This is a genomic window from Phormidium yuhuli AB48 (assembly GCF_023983615.1).
GTDB classification, from domain to species: Bacteria; Cyanobacteriota; Cyanobacteriia; order Cyanobacteriales; family Geitlerinemataceae; genus Sodalinema; species Sodalinema yuhuli.
In genome coordinates this window covers 772,751-786,894 of the sequence record NZ_CP098611.1, presented here as the reverse complement: position 1 = coordinate 786,894, position 14,144 = coordinate 772,751, and the positions used below count along the sequence as shown (strand labels likewise).

At 49.5% G+C, this 14,144-nt stretch carries 12 protein-coding genes; 5 read left to right on the top strand and 7 right to left on the bottom strand.

Going from position 1 to position 14,144, the window contains the following annotated elements; translation table 11 throughout:
• The first annotated feature begins 46 nt into the window (after positions 1-46).
• The gene (locus NEA10_RS03220; RefSeq protein WP_252663784.1) at positions 47-292 is read left to right on the top strand and encodes a hypothetical protein; all 246 of its coding nucleotides are present in this window, start codon (positions 47-49) and stop codon (positions 290-292) included.
• A 105-nt stretch (positions 293-397) separates the two neighbouring features.
• On the opposite strand, the gene NEA10_RS03215 is transcribed toward NEA10_RS03220, so the two are convergent.
• The 6 genes from NEA10_RS03215 to arsB all read right to left on the bottom strand — a co-directional run bounded on the left by NEA10_RS03215 (position 398) and on the right by arsB (position 8,431).
• Positions 398-769: a group I truncated hemoglobin gene (locus tag NEA10_RS03215; RefSeq protein WP_252663783.1), complete on the bottom strand. Its 372-nt coding sequence runs from the start codon at positions 767-769 to the stop codon at positions 398-400.
• A 64-nt stretch (positions 770-833) separates the two neighbouring features.
• A complete protein-coding gene (locus NEA10_RS03210; RefSeq protein ID WP_252663782.1) occupies positions 834-1,043 on the bottom strand; it encodes a hypothetical protein in 210 nt (69 codons plus the stop codon).
• Positions 1,044-1,309: 266 nt separating this feature from the next.
• Positions 1,310-3,145: a two-component system response regulator gene (locus NEA10_RS03205; RefSeq protein ID WP_252663781.1), complete on the bottom strand. Its 1,836-nt coding sequence runs from the start codon at positions 3,143-3,145 to the stop codon at positions 1,310-1,312.
• Between the two features lie 21 nt (positions 3,146-3,166).
• Positions 3,167-6,511, bottom strand: coding sequence for an ATP-binding protein (locus NEA10_RS03200; protein ID WP_252663780.1), 3,345 nt, complete (start codon positions 6,509-6,511; stop codon positions 3,167-3,169).
• A gap of 187 nt (positions 6,512-6,698) precedes the next feature.
• Complete coding sequence (arsC, locus tag NEA10_RS03195) at positions 6,699-7,094, bottom strand: arsenate reductase, glutathione/glutaredoxin type (protein ID WP_252663779.1); 396 nt, start codon at positions 7,092-7,094, stop codon at positions 6,699-6,701.
• Between the two features lie 185 nt (positions 7,095-7,279).
• Entirely contained in the window at positions 7,280-8,431 is a 1,152-nt protein-coding gene (gene arsB / locus NEA10_RS03190) for an ACR3 family arsenite efflux transporter (protein ID WP_252663778.1), read from the bottom strand.
• 176 nt (positions 8,432-8,607) lie between these two features.
• Here arsB and NEA10_RS03185 point away from each other — a divergent pair, with 176 nt between their 5' ends.
• The 4 genes from NEA10_RS03185 to NEA10_RS03170 all read left to right on the top strand — a co-directional run bounded on the left by NEA10_RS03185 (position 8,608) and on the right by NEA10_RS03170 (position 12,852).
• On the top strand, positions 8,608-9,957 hold the full coding sequence (locus NEA10_RS03185) for an NCS2 family permease (protein WP_252663777.1): 1,350 nt from the start codon (positions 8,608-8,610) through the stop codon (positions 9,955-9,957).
• A 77-nt stretch (positions 9,958-10,034) separates the two neighbouring features.
• Positions 10,035-10,391: a hypothetical protein gene (locus tag NEA10_RS20945; protein WP_309494572.1), complete on the top strand. Its 357-nt coding sequence runs from the start codon at positions 10,035-10,037 to the stop codon at positions 10,389-10,391.
• 239 nt (positions 10,392-10,630) lie between these two features.
• Positions 10,631-11,650, top strand: coding sequence for an RpnC/YadD family protein (locus NEA10_RS03175; protein ID WP_252663776.1), 1,020 nt, complete (start codon positions 10,631-10,633; stop codon positions 11,648-11,650).
• Between the two features lie 230 nt (positions 11,651-11,880).
• Entirely contained in the window at positions 11,881-12,852 is a 972-nt protein-coding gene (locus tag NEA10_RS03170) for an RpnC/YadD family protein (RefSeq protein WP_252663775.1), read from the top strand.
• A gap of 332 nt (positions 12,853-13,184) precedes the next feature.
• Here the strand turns inward: NEA10_RS03170 and NEA10_RS03165 are convergent, their stop codons facing one another.
• Positions 13,185-13,997, bottom strand: coding sequence for a formylglycine-generating enzyme family protein (locus tag NEA10_RS03165; protein WP_252663774.1), 813 nt, complete (start codon positions 13,995-13,997; stop codon positions 13,185-13,187).
• Positions 13,998-14,144: the final 147 nt, after the last annotated feature.

The following is a 14,144-nucleotide window of genomic DNA, read 5'->3' as shown; positions in this document are numbered from 1 at the left end:
TTAAAATTAGGATTGCTAAGCTAAAAATAGCTTAGGAGGTTTGGACATGATTAGGTTAAACGAGCAGAAAAAGCAACTTTTGGAGCAGTTCACTTTACAAGAGTTAGCCCTACTCATTTCTCAAGCGATCGCCCTTGAAAGCGATCGTCAGGGGGGTAACTTTACCCTGGACTGGCTCTCCCGTGAGTTCGGTCATTTAGCCTTTAAGTATGGGGACGTCTTGCAAGCTCTGCCCTCCCAAGATCGGCAGGAGCCTCATGGTCAACCAGAACCTCTAAGCTTGAGGGCTTAAGCCAACCCTTATCGATTCTGTTAGCGTGAGAGAGCAACCCGATCGCCGGCTGGCAATCGGGTTTTCTGCGGTTAGGGTTAACGACTTTCAGCAGGTGACAATCCCCTATTGATTTAAGACATCTTTTTTATGCTGAACATTGCCAACCACAGCAGCCACTTCAGATATTAAGTCATCAGCAACCCCCATCTCCTTAAGCGTGGTCAGTAAATCTTCAGCAACAGCATCAAAATGTTCCGCGCTCAAGCCACGCTCTTCAACCAAGGCTTTATGAGCTGATCGCATGGAGCGTCCCGTATAGTTGCCACCTCCGAGAGCATAGGTGAGAAAGGCTTTCTGATGTTGCCGTTGACGAACCATATCGGTGTCATCAAAGAAGTGTTTGATGCGATCGTCCTGCAACACCCGTTCGTAGAACTTGTCGACCGCAGCATCGACGGCGGGTTCACCGCCGAGTCGTTCAAATAAGCTAGTCATCAATCTTGTGTCTCCTCTAAACTTGCATGAATTGGGAAAAAATTGATCCACTCAGGGGTTACCGTTACGATAGCTCCGAACTAACGGTAGTCCGGGGTTGAGCCTGGGTGGGTTCTTGGACAATGGCAATAATCGCCCGCAGGACGCAAATCACCATTAACAACGCTCCTAACGCAAAGACGACATCTCCGGGAATTCGCAGCCAGACCGTCCAGTGCATCCAAGCCGAACTAATCAGCTCAGCACTGCGAGCATACCAGGTTCCATGGTTCACAGATTGCACCAGTTGATAGAAACCACTGGGAATTCAGATCGAAGATCATCATCATCACCAGGCTGATATTAATACTCCTTGGCTGAAGTCTGGGGTGTGAAAAACAGAGTCTCGGACAATTCGGCCGCTGTAGACCGATTGCCTGTGGAGCCAGTCTAGTCATCGCATCCTGACATTGTCCTTGACTTAGGTCAAAACTTAAATGTCGGATTACCACGTTTGCGGGTGCAACCCGGTCAGGTTCTGACTCCGCCACCTCGATGGACTCAACCGGACTGCTGACAGTAGGTGAGAAAATTTAACGCTGCGTCTGCGGGTAAGGGTCGTGAAAAGTAATAGCCTTGACCATAGGTGCAGTCTAAGTCCTCTAATATAGAGAGTTGTTCTAGGGTTTCAATCCCTTCGGCAATTACAGACAACTGCAAGTTTTCAGCAAGTTGAATAATCGTATTGGCAATTTGTAAGTTGCTGAGGGATGAGGGCTGGGGAGCAATTCCCTGGATAAACGACCGGTCTATCTTAAGACTATCGACTGAAAATTGATGCAGATAGCTCAAGGATGAATATCCTGTGCCAAAATCATCAATACTAAATTTAATGTTTTGATGTTTGAGTCGGTTCAAGATGGAATTGACTTGACTTGGGTTTCTAATAATGCTGTCTTCTGTGATTTCTAGCTCTAGACAATGCCCCGAAACTCCAGTTTCTACCAGAATATCAGAAATTTTTTCCGTAATATCTTCTTGTAAAAAGTTATGCACAGATAGATTGGTGGACATAAAGATAGCATCATCGAGCTTGTTCTTGTCCTGCCAGGCTTTCAGTTGTAAGCAGGCTTCCCGAAGTACCCAAATATCAATATGACTCATGAGATCACTATCTTGGGCAATTGGTAAAAATTCTCCCGGAAGTAATAAACCACGACTCGGATGTTCCCAGCGGATGAGGGCTTCTAACCCAGAAACCTTTCTTGTTTTCAGGCAAATAATTGGCTGGTAATACAAAAGAAACTCTCTGCGCTCGATCGCCCGCCGCAAATCCGTTTCCATCTGCAAGCGCACGATCGCCTGGGTATACATTCTGGAGTCAAAAATTTGCTGACTGGCTTTCCCCTTCGCTTTTGCCTGATACATGGCTGAGTCTGCATCTCGTAACAAATGCTCCGGCTGCTCATAACTGGGATGACCCAAAACAATACCGATACTGACATTGGTAAAGTTTTCCTGAGACCCCAGTTGAAAGGGATAGCTTAACTCTGCTTGAATTTGCTTGGCCAATTCCAACGCGCGATCGCCCTCGGGAGTATCCTCTTCAACCAAAATGGCAAATTCATCACCACCGAGTCTTGCCAACATTACTCCAGGAGGTAGACAGGTTTGGATTCGCCGCGCCACAGCAATCAGTAGGCGATCGCCCACCAAATGACCTAAGGAATCATTCACGACCTTGAAATGATCACAGTCTAATAGCAATACCGAAAAACGATGAGTACTATTTTGCTTGCTCTGGTCTAAAATTCGACCCAGTTGTTTCATAAACAGTACACGATTGGGTAACTCCGTTAAGGCATCATGCAACGCCAGATGTAACAGTTGCTCCTGAGCCTGTTGACGGGCTGCAATCTCTTTTTCAAGCTGGTGTGTTCGTTGTCTGACACGGTTTTCTAAATTACTATTGAGCTTTAAAATTTCCGTCTTGGCTGCTTCCAAGGTGATATGAGTTTCAATACGAGCTAATACTTCCTCAACATGAAAAGGTTTCGTAATATAATCAACCCCACCAACATGAAAGGCTTTCACTTTATCGATCATGTCATCCAAGGCACTGATAAAAATAACGGGAATATTTTTAGTCTTTTCATGTTGCTTGAGCCGACAACAAACTTCATAGCCATCCATGCCTGGCATTTTGACATCCAGAAGAATCAAGTTAATCGGAGCAGCTTGAGCCACCCGTAACGCCATGACCCCATCCGTCACGCTACGAACCTTATACTGCTGCTCAGCAAGAGTTTTGGAGAGAAACTTCAAGTTTTCTGGAGTATCATCAACAATCAAGATGTCTCCTCGATAGGACTGAGTGCTGGGACGGTCTTGAGTCATGGAGTGCTATTCCTTAAAATACTAAACATTTTCATCGTCAGACGGAAACGCGAGTCTATCTAACAATGTACCATATTGAAATTCATCGACAAGCTGATGAATCGTCTGGCACAATGGCGTTTGTTCAGCCGGTAACGCCTGTAAAAGCTCTAAGATTAGCTCCTCATCTGCTAGTTCAACCGCTTCTTTTAGAGACTCTCGCCAAGAGGGAGCTAGTTGGCTGAGGCAGTCTATCATTTCCCCTTGCGAAAGCAAGGACGAACCTTTAGCCTCAATCCCCTGTATCAGGGAATCCTCATAGTCATATTCAACTCCCAAATAATGGGAAATTTTCTCAAAAATTGTGACCTCCCGGAACGGCTTACGTACAAAGTCATCACACCCGGCCGAGAGAATTACCGATTTCTCGTTCTCTAAGGCACTGGCGGTCAGGGCAATAATCACCGTCGCTTGTCCCTGCAAATGAGCTTTGATATGTTCAGTCGCCTCGTAACCACTCATTTGAGGCATCCGCATGTCCATCCAAATCAGGTGCGGCTGCCACTCTTGCCACTGCTGAATGGCCTCAAGGCCATTCTCGGCCTCTCGAACCTGAAAACCAACGCTCTGTAACAGTTCTACTAGAAATTGACGACTTTCCCAACGGTCGTCCACTACCAGGATACGATAGTCAGGCTGGCCGGGGGCTAAGCTCACCACGTGTCGTTCCGGTACAGGAGTGTCATCAACCTCGGCATTAGATAGAGAAATGTCTGTAATGGGCACTGAGAAATAAAAGCAACTGCCACGGCCGACTTCACTCTCCAGCTGTAACTGTCCCCCCATCATCTGGACAAATTTTTGACTAATGGCCAGGCCCAGTCCGGTTCCAGTGTGGTCATGCTGGGTTAAGTTCGTTTGAACAAAGGCTTCAAAAATGCTTTCCAAGTCCTCCGGGGCAATGCCAGTTCCGGTATCTTCAACCTCAATTTGTAACTGATAGGACTCCTTGGGGGCCTCGGGGGTGATGGGTTTTTCCTGGCTTACCCGTAGGGTGATGCGACCCTGGTGGGTGAATTTAATGGCGTTGCTGAGGAGGTTCATCAGGACTTGACGGAGTTTCCCTTCGTCGGCTTCGATAAAGCGGGAGACTTGGGGATGCTGTTCAAGGGTCAGTTGCAGTAACTTTTGTGAGGCCCGCAGCTCAAACATCCCTTTGATGCTGTCGAGGAGATGATGGAGGTCAAAGCGGTTGGGGTTGAGTTGAATATGACCGGCTTCAATTTTGGACATATCCAAAATTTCGTTAATCAGTTGCAGCAAATGTTCGCCGCTGTTTTGAATGACTCCAAGATGGTGGCGTTGTTCGTCGTTTAATGATCCCTGACGGGTCATGAGTTGGCTAAACCCTAAAATGGCGTTAAGGGGGGTTCGCAGTTCATGACTCATGTTGGCGAGGAACTGGCTTTTGGATTGATTGGCGTCTTCGGCGGCCCGCCGGGCCACTTCGAGTTCCGTCTGTCGTTGTTTGGCTTGGGCCAGGAGGTTGGCTTGGGCGATCGCAATCCCCAGGCGAGAGGCGACGGACTCTAGGAGGTTGACATCGTCTTCAGTCCAATGACGGTAGCGATCGCACTGATGGAGGCTGAGAATGCCATTGGTTTTGCCCTGGTAGGAGGTGCGTATACTGAGAATGGATTTTAGGTCAGGTTCTGAGGTGAATAGGGTTTTTAAGAACTCATCTTCGTCGAGGCGATCGCACGCCCAAGGCTGATCTTGCTCTAATACCCTCTGAATATAAGGATTATCCAGAGACCAAAGCTGTTCATCGGAGCAGACAGAATTCCCATTATCTCGATATTCACAACATTGAGGGAAGTTGGGTGTGGGGTCTTCTTGGTAAATTTGGAGATGGCAACGGCTCGTTTGAAATGCTGAGGCAATTTCTTGAACTGCAACGTTGAAAATATCCTGAACTTCCAGGCTTTGACGAATTTGATAGGTGATTTGATTGAGGAGTTTTTCTTGTTCGAGTTTTCGGGATAAACTGTCCTCTGCTCGTTTGCGATCGCTCACATCGGTGCCAATCGAGAGGAGTTCGTCCTGGTCACCCACTTGAGTGAGTTGATTCACCCAGCTAATATAAAATCGCTCCCCCGTTCGACTTATATTTTCATTTTCATTGCCTAAAAATTGATTGGGATGCTGGCAGATTTTTTTTACCATTTCTTGCAAGTTCTGTCCAGATGAATCTTGTTTAGGGACAATCGTCCCTAAAACCGGTTGACCCACCAATTCTGAGACGGTAAAGCCAAAAAAACTAGCCCCAAATTGATTGATAAATTTAATTTGACCCTGTAAGTTCCAGCGTAAAATAATGCAGTTTGCCGTCTCCACTAATGTCCGGTACTGTCGCTCACTAGCTTTTAAAGCTTTTTCCGCCTGAACCCGCTCCAACTCAGCCCCCGCCCGGGCGGCAAAGATTTTTAAGATTTTCTCATAGTTTTTATCAATGGGAATAGGTTTAGTATCAATAACCGCTAAATGTCCCACAACTTCCTGAGTCGAACTATAGAGAGGAATCCCGACATAGCTTACTGCGTTAATCTCTTGCAGGTCGCGATCGCGGGGAAATAACGCCGCTACATCGTTTGGATAGTAGCAGATTTTTCCTTGCAAAACCTCTGCACAAGGGGTATCACGAATTGCATAGTCAACTCCCTCATGCCATGTTTCTCCCGTCCAGTAAGCGAGAGAGCGGAGACGATTTTTTTGAGCATTAGAAAACTCACTAACAATGGCATAGCGAACCTGCAAGGCTTCTGCTAAATAGCGAACACAGGCTTCAAAAAATGCCTGTCCTGTTTCGGAGGTGGTTCCCTCCACAATTAGTTGCAATGCATCAGAATAATACTTGCGATCGCTAATATCCCGAGCAACCCAAATCACTCGGGTTTCACTCAAGGGAGAAATTTGAGCAGAAAACCAAATATCTTGACCTGAAAGAGACAAAACATAGTCGAAATCACGGCGTTGTTTTTCAGCTAAGACCTGCTTAATTTGTTCTAACCAGAGGTCTCCTATCTCCGGGTTAAAAAACTGAGCAACCATGTGATAAACCCAGTCACTGCGGTTATCCTGAACATCATATAATGCACTCAAATGAGTCGGGGCAATATCAATTTCTTGAATAGCCCCATTGTTAACCTGAATTTCTAGGACAATATCCATAATTGCCCCTAAAATTCCTCGCAATTGACGTTCCGAGGAAGCCAGTTGTTGCGTCAGCAGCTCACTCCGTTGCTGTTCAACTTCTAATTCTAATTGCAGCGCCTCCAGTTGTGCCTGTTGTTGACGAATAATATCGTGAGGAGAAGGGAGAGACATTGAACAATCCTGAACGATGAGTACCGGTAGGGGCAAACCCTGGTCACCGAGCGATAGTCGAGGTGGTGGTGGTCGCTTTCTTTGACCTTTTAATCACCATAGCAAAAAAGAGAAAACACCGGCACTTGTAGGCAAAACGCCAAGTACCAGTGAGAAGGTGGACTTTACAGGGAGCTAAGCTAAAAATCTAGCTGAGAATTTCAAGGAGATGTTTAACGCGATCGCGCACTTCATCGCGAACCCGGCGAAAAGTCTCCAGAGGCTGGCCATCGGGGTCATCGAGTTGCCAATCCTCGAAGATTTCTTGACTCACCCAGTCCGGGGGTAAGTTCACCCCACAGCCACAGAGAGAGATGACTGCATCATAGTCCTCAGCTTGGAAATTACTGAGAGGGTCTGAGGTTTGGTCTGTAATATCAATCCCCACCTCCTGCATCACCTCAATGGCCGTGGGATGAACGCGGGAGGCTTCTAAACCGCAACTGTGAACCTCCACCTGACCAGCACCGAGGTGACGGGTGAACCCTTCCGCCATCTGAGAGCGGCAGGAGTTGCGTTTACAGACAAACATGACTTTTTTCATGGAACTCCCGGTTAAACGGCTTGCTTGGCTTGTTCTTGGGTCTCTTGGTGAGCGGTGATTGAGTCGGTCTATATAGTCATTTTAACTAGGACAAAAAATTTCCGATTTGGGCGATACACGAAGGGTATTCTATATATCGAGCTTTTTGCGTCTTAGTTCGTCTGACTAATACTCTCATCCTGAGCTTACGATTCCAGGGAATAGTTGTGAGTACAACGGGGGTCTCGCAGGGTGGCTTTCTCAGGTTCTCGGGGAAACCAACTGGCGGTCCGTTGACAGATGCGAACCAGCATCAACATCACCGGGACTTCGATGAGAACGCCGACGACGGTGGCTAGGGCCGCCCCCGAGTTGAGGCCAAATAGCATCACGGCGGTGGCGATGGCGACCTCGAAGTGATTACTGGCCCCAATCAGAGCAGCGGGGGCCGCATCTTCGTAGGAGAGATTGAGTTTCAATCCCGCCACATAGGTGATGAGGAAAATCAGGTTGGTTTGGATAAACAGGGGGACGGCGATGAGGAGGATATGGAAGGGGTTGTTAACGATGAGTTCTCCTTTGAAGGCAAATAGTAGAATTAGGGTCACGAGGAGAGCAATGACGGAGACGGGGCCGAGGCGTTTGAGAAAGACTGTCTCGAACCAGTCTCGTCCTTTGTTGCGTAAACTCCAGGTGCGGGTGATATAGCCGGCGAGGAGGGGCAATCCCACGTAAATTACCACTGAGAAGACAATGGTTTCCCAGGGAACGGTTAACTCGCTGGCCGCTAACAGCCATTTCCCGAGGGGTGCGTAGAGAAATAGCATCGCGAGGGAGTTGACGGCCACCATAACCAGGGTATGCCCTTGATTGCTATAGGAGAGATAGCCCCACATCAGCACCATGGCGGTACAGGGGGCGATTCCTAGGAGGATGGTTCCGGCGATATAGGAGTTCGCGATGGAGACTTCAACGCCGCGAATCATCTCGGTTCCTTCGATGAGGGGGCGAAAGAGGATTCCCAGGAAGAATTGGGAAATCACCACCATGGTGAAGGGTTTGATGAGCCAGTTTACCACCAGGGTGAGGAGAACGGGTTTGGGGGCTTTGGCGGCTTGCTTGGCTTGGGAGAAGTCAATCTTCACCATGATGGGATACATCATGAAGAAAAGACAGATGGCGATGGGGATGGAGACGTTATAGAGGCTGAGGCTGTCGAGTTGTTCGGCAACGTTGGGAAAGAGTTTCCCTAAGGCGATGCCGGCGATAATGCAGAGAAACACCCAAAGGGTAAGATATTTCTCGAAGATGTTGAGTGTCCCACCGGCTTGAGGCGGTGCGGTGCTGTGACTGGACATAGGACTGAGTTTAGGTGCTGTGGATACAGGCTTATGGGTTCAGCTTGGGGCTGTTGCTTGTATCATATCAAGTTTTTTTGATACATCAAGTTTTTTTGATGGGAAGGTCAGGAGGGGACAGACAGGAGGAACGGAATGGGGGATGATAGGGGGCGGTTTGATTTGGAGGTTGGGGGATGGCTAATCTAACTCCATTGGCTGAGTTTTTCGGGTTTTCTGCCTTGAAGACGGGGTTTCGTCAGGAGGCGATCGCCGCTGTGACCACGTTTGTGACGATGGCTTATATTTTGGCGGTGAATCCGGCGATTCTCTCCAATGCCATTTTTCTGGAAACCCCGGGGGATTTGTTTGGCGAGTTGGTGGTGGCGACGGCCCTGGCGGCGGCGATCGCCACGCTGGTGATGGGACTTTATGCTAAGTATCCCTTCGCTCTGGCGCCGGGAATGGGGCTGAATGCCTATTTTGCCTTTTCCGTGGTTTTAGGCTTGGGTATTCCCTGGCCAGTTGCCTTAGCAGCGGTGTTTGTGGAGGGGGTGCTATTCATGATTTTGACCGCGTTGAATTTGCGGGGGGCGATCGTGCGGGCGATTCCTGATGGCCTGAAATATGCCACCAGTGCCGGGATTGGCTTGTTTATTGCCTATATTGCCCTAACGGAGAGTGAGATTATCATTGCCGATGAGGTCACCACAACCGCCTTAAACGATTTAACCCAGGGGGTTCCTGCGTTAACGGTGTTGGGGTTGGGGATTACCGCCGCTTTAATGGCCCGACGACTGCGGGGGGCGTTACTTTGGGGCATTTTGGCGACGGCGGTGTTGGCCTGGGGTTTGGGAGTGGCGGCCCCTCCTGAGGCGATCGTGAGTTTACCCCCGTTACCGGTGCATCTGTTGGGCCAGGGGTTGATGGGGTTAGGGACGGCCCTGTCGGTGAATCCGGGGCAGTTTCTGACGGTGATGGTGGTGTTTTTCTTTGTGGATTTCTTTGATACGGTGGGAACTTTGACGGGATTGGGGGTGAAGGCGGGCTATTTGAAATCGGGACAGGAGTTTCCCCGCCTCAATCGGGCTTTTATGGCGGACGCGGTGGGGACGACGGTGGGGGCCCTTTTGGGAACTTCAACGACGACGGCTTATATTGAGTCGGCGGCGGGGGTATCGGAAGGGGGACGCAGTGGCTTTACGGCGGTGGGGGTGGCGGGATTGTTTCTGCTGTCGCTGTTTTTTACCCCCCTGCTGGCGGGGATTCCTGAGTTTGCCACGGCCCCGGCTTTGATTTTGGTGGGGGTGTTGATGATGGGAACCGTGCGTCAGATTCGCTGGGATGACCCAGCGGAAGCGATTTCGGCGTTTCTGACGATGGTGATTATGCCTTTGAGTTATTCCATTGCCGATGGTTTGGCCGTGGGGGCGATCGCTTATCCCTTGTTAAAATCTTGTCAGGGCAGGTTTCGCGAGATTCCCATAGCGATGTGGGTGTTGGCGGGGTTATTTGTAATAAAGTTAACGGTTTTGAACTCCCCTTAGAGGAGGTCTGAAACCTGGAAATCTATGTTAGGTTTCCCTTGAAAACATGAGTCTGGTTCTATCATTTGTTGGACTGGATGATGACTCTGCCTCAAGTCTTACAAGAGCGTTTTGATAGCAAACTTCGCCAGTATCAGGAGGAACGAAAAATGCCAATTCTCAGCAACATTGAACGTCAAGCCCTAGAAACCGGTCGCCAAGAAGGTCGCCAAGAAGGTCGCCAAGAAGGTCGCCAAGAAGGACTTGAAGAAGGCAGTTTAGAGATGGCTCGTTCGGCCATTCTCGATGTGCTGACGGTGCGCTTTAATCAGGTTCCAGAGCAGGTGCGCGATCGCCTCGCACCGATGCGTGACCTATCCCGCCTGCGACAGCTCCTGCAACAGGCTACGGTGGCGACGTCCCTCGGGGAGTTTATGGCGGGACTGGGGGACTAATCTACCGCCGGGCGATCGCCCACAACCCCTTAACCCGTTATTGGGGTGATTTCATCAGATAATTAGTCGGGGAGAACGGCGGCTCTCCCCGAAACCGTCTTGGCAACTTTTTAATCTCTGGCGGTCTTAAAAATCATATTAAACATTATTTATTTCCTTGATTTATCTCGTTAATAAAACACAGTTAATTTGCTATAATTAGGATGAGAAAAGAATTAAATTAAATAGGAGTCAAGCTCTTGGAGACCCCCTCAGCCAACTATGACCAACCCTGGAAAGAGGCAATCGAAGACTACTTAGAGCCATTTCTCGCCTTTTTCTTTCCCCAAGTGCATGAGCTAATCGATTGGACGAAATCCTACCAATCCTTAGACAAAGAACTGCAACAAATCAGCCCCAGTGGTCGAGAAGGGGAGCGAGAATGTGACAAACTCTTTCAAGTCTGGCAAAAAAACGGAGAAGAAGCCTATCTACTGATTCACGTGGAAGTCCAGAGTCAAGGAGACCCGGATTTTGACAAACGGATGTATATCTATCACTATCGCTCCTTTGATATCAACCCCAAAGTCATCAGTCTGGCCATCCTGGGCGATGAGCGACCCCAATGGCGACCGAGCGGCTATAGCTACGAACTGGCTGGATGTCGCGTCGAGTTCAGCTTCCCGACGGTAAAACTCCTGGACTATCAGCAGCAGTGGGAAACCCTGGAACAATCCTCGAATCCCTTTTCCTTGCTGGTGATGGCGCACCTGAAAACCCACGTCACCCGAGGTCAAGCCGAGGAACGGGAAGCTTGGAAATGGAATCTGGTTCAACTGCTCTATGAGCGAGATTATACTGAAGAGGACATCATCCGTTTTTTTCGACTGTTGGACTGGATGATGACTCTGCCTCAAGTCTTACAAGAGCGTTTTGATAGCAAACTTCGCCAGTATCAGGAGGAACGAAAAATGCCAATTCTCAGCAACATTGAACGTCAAGCCCTAGAAACCGGTCGCCAAGAAGGTCGCCAAGAAGGTCGCCAAGAAGGTCGTCAAGAAGGTCGTCAAGAAGGTCGTCAAGAAGGACTTGAAGAAGGCAGTTTAGAGATGGCTCGTTCGGCCATTCTCGATGTGCTGACGGTGCGCTTTAATCAGGTTCCGGAGCAGGTGCGCGATCGCCTCGCACCGATGCGTGACCTATCCCGCCTGCGACAGCTCCTGCAACAAGCTACGCTGGCGACGTCCCTCGGGGAGTTTATGGCGGGACTGGGGGACTAATCTACCGCCGGGCGATCGCCCACAACCCCTTAACCCGTTATTGGGGTGATTTCATCGGATAATTAGTCGGGGAGAGCTGCCGTTCTCCCCGAAACCATCTTGGCAACTTGTTAATCTCTGGCGGTCTTAAAAAAATATATTAAACATTATTTATTTCCTTGATTTATCTCGTTAATAAAACACAGCTAATTTGCTATAATTAGGATAAGAATGTAATAGGAGTCAAGCTCTTGGAGACCCCCTCAGCCAACTATGACCAACCCTGGAAAGAGGCAATCGAAGACTACTTAGAGCCATTTCTCGCCTTTTTCTTTCCCCAAGTGCATGAGCTAATCGATTGGACGAAATCCTACCAATCCTTAGACAAAGAACTGCAACAAATCAGCCCCAGTGGTCGAGAAGGGGAGCGAGAATGTGACAAACTCTTTCAAGTCTGGCAAAAAAACGGAGAAGAAGCCTATCTACTGATTCACGTGGAAGTCCAGAGTCAAGGAGACCCGGATTTTGACAAACGGATGTATATCTATCACTATCGCTCCTTTGATATCAACCCCAAAGTCATCAGTCTGGCCATCCTGGGCGATGAGCGACCCCAATGGCGACCGAGCGGCTATAGCTACGAACTGGCTGGATGTCGCGTCGAGTTCAGCTTCCCGACGGTAAAACTCCTGGACTATCAGCAGCAGTGGGAAACCCTGGAACAATCCTCGAATCCCTTTTCCTTGCTGGTGATGGCGCACCTGAAAACCCACGTCACCCGAGGTCAAGCCGAGGAACGGGAAGCTTGGAAATGGAATCTGGTTCAACTGCTCTATGAGCGAGATTATACTGAAGAGGACATCATCCGTTTTTTTCGACTGTTGGACTGGATGATGACTCTGCCTCAAGTCTTACAAGAGCGTTTTGATAGCAAACTTCGCCAGTATCAGGAGGAACGAAAAATGCCAATTCTCAGCAACATTGAACGTCAAGCCCTAGAAACCGGTCGCCAAGAAGGTCGCCAAGAAGGAGTTGAAGAAGGCAGTTTAGAGATGGCTCGTTCGGCTATTCTCGATGTGCTGACGGTGCGCTTTAATCAGGTTCCAGAGCAGGTGCGCGATCGCCTCGCACCGATGCGTGACCTATCCCGCCTGCGACAGCTCCTGCAACAGGCTACGCTGGCGACGTCCCTCGGGGAGTTTATGGCGGGACTGGGTGACTAATCTACCGCCGGATCGCCATTAAGGTCGTCAGCGGGACTGATCAGACCTCTCCCTGACGTGCAAATCGAGTTCCATGAGATTGCTGTCACTGAAGCCCAATTTGCTGAATGACGGTTTCAGTCATGCCTAAATCGCACCACATCTGATAAAAGTGCTGGGCAATGGTGCTGTCTTCCTGGGGAGTCGCGGCTCGAAAGTTCATAGAAGCGGGGGTGTTTTTCCGGTAGATAAACCCTAGCAAAATGCAGGATTCATCTGTGGCCTGGACTGGGAAAAAAATTTGATCGCGCGCAGCGCGAGGGGGAGGTTAAGAGGGTAAAAGGGCAAAAGGGTTACAGAGTCCTCGGGGCAACACTCACAAGACGAAAACCATTGAAGCTGTTGCCGTAGCGCGGGTTGTTGTTGAGGCGATAGGCGGAACGGCAATTTCTCGGAATGAAGAGCCAAGAACCGCCGCGTAGCACTCGTCTTGAGCCTTCATCCTCGCTCAACCAGGCGCTACCATCGGTTGGAGCTTTACCGTAATTGTTATGCCAGTGGTCTAAACACCACTCCCAAACATTGCCATGCATATCTGATAGACCCCAGGCGTTAGCGATGCCAAAATGGCCGACTGGGGTGGTCTCTCCTCGGTTATCTCCCTTGGGTCCACCGTTGTAGATATAGTTGCCATCGTAATTTGCCACCTCCGTTGTAATCATCTCCCCAAAATGAAACGGCGTGGTTGTGCCTGCCCGACAGGCATATTCCCACTCGGCTTCACTGGGCAAACGGTACTCTCGCCCAGTGTGAGCCGACAACCGGGCGCAAAACTCCATAGCGTCGTACCAACTCACCCGTTCCACCGGGCGATTATCTCCTTTAAAGTGGGATGGGTCTGGGTCTAACTCCCTTTCCACTTGGGGCATGGCAGCCACCAGCCGCCACTGGGCTTGAGTGACCGGGTATTTCCCCATAAAGAAGGGGGACACTGTCACCGGATGCTGGGGAGACTCATCGTTACTGCGCTCAGGTTCATCGTCTGGGGAACCCATCAGGAACGTGCCTGGGGGGATAGACATCATCCTTAGGGGCAAAACCCCTGCGCCGAGCGGTTCATCGTAGTATTGGTTTTGTGCTTGGCGTTTATGTAGTGTAAGCGGCATCTGAGTACCCCGCCAGAGGCTGAGGAGAGGGAGGCCAGCCAACTCTTCGGCGCACCTACCAAGCTGACTGACCCACTTGACTTTTCGGATGCCGTTACCAGCATCGCTGGAACGGGTCTGGACTCTTCACTGCGCTCCCAACAGATT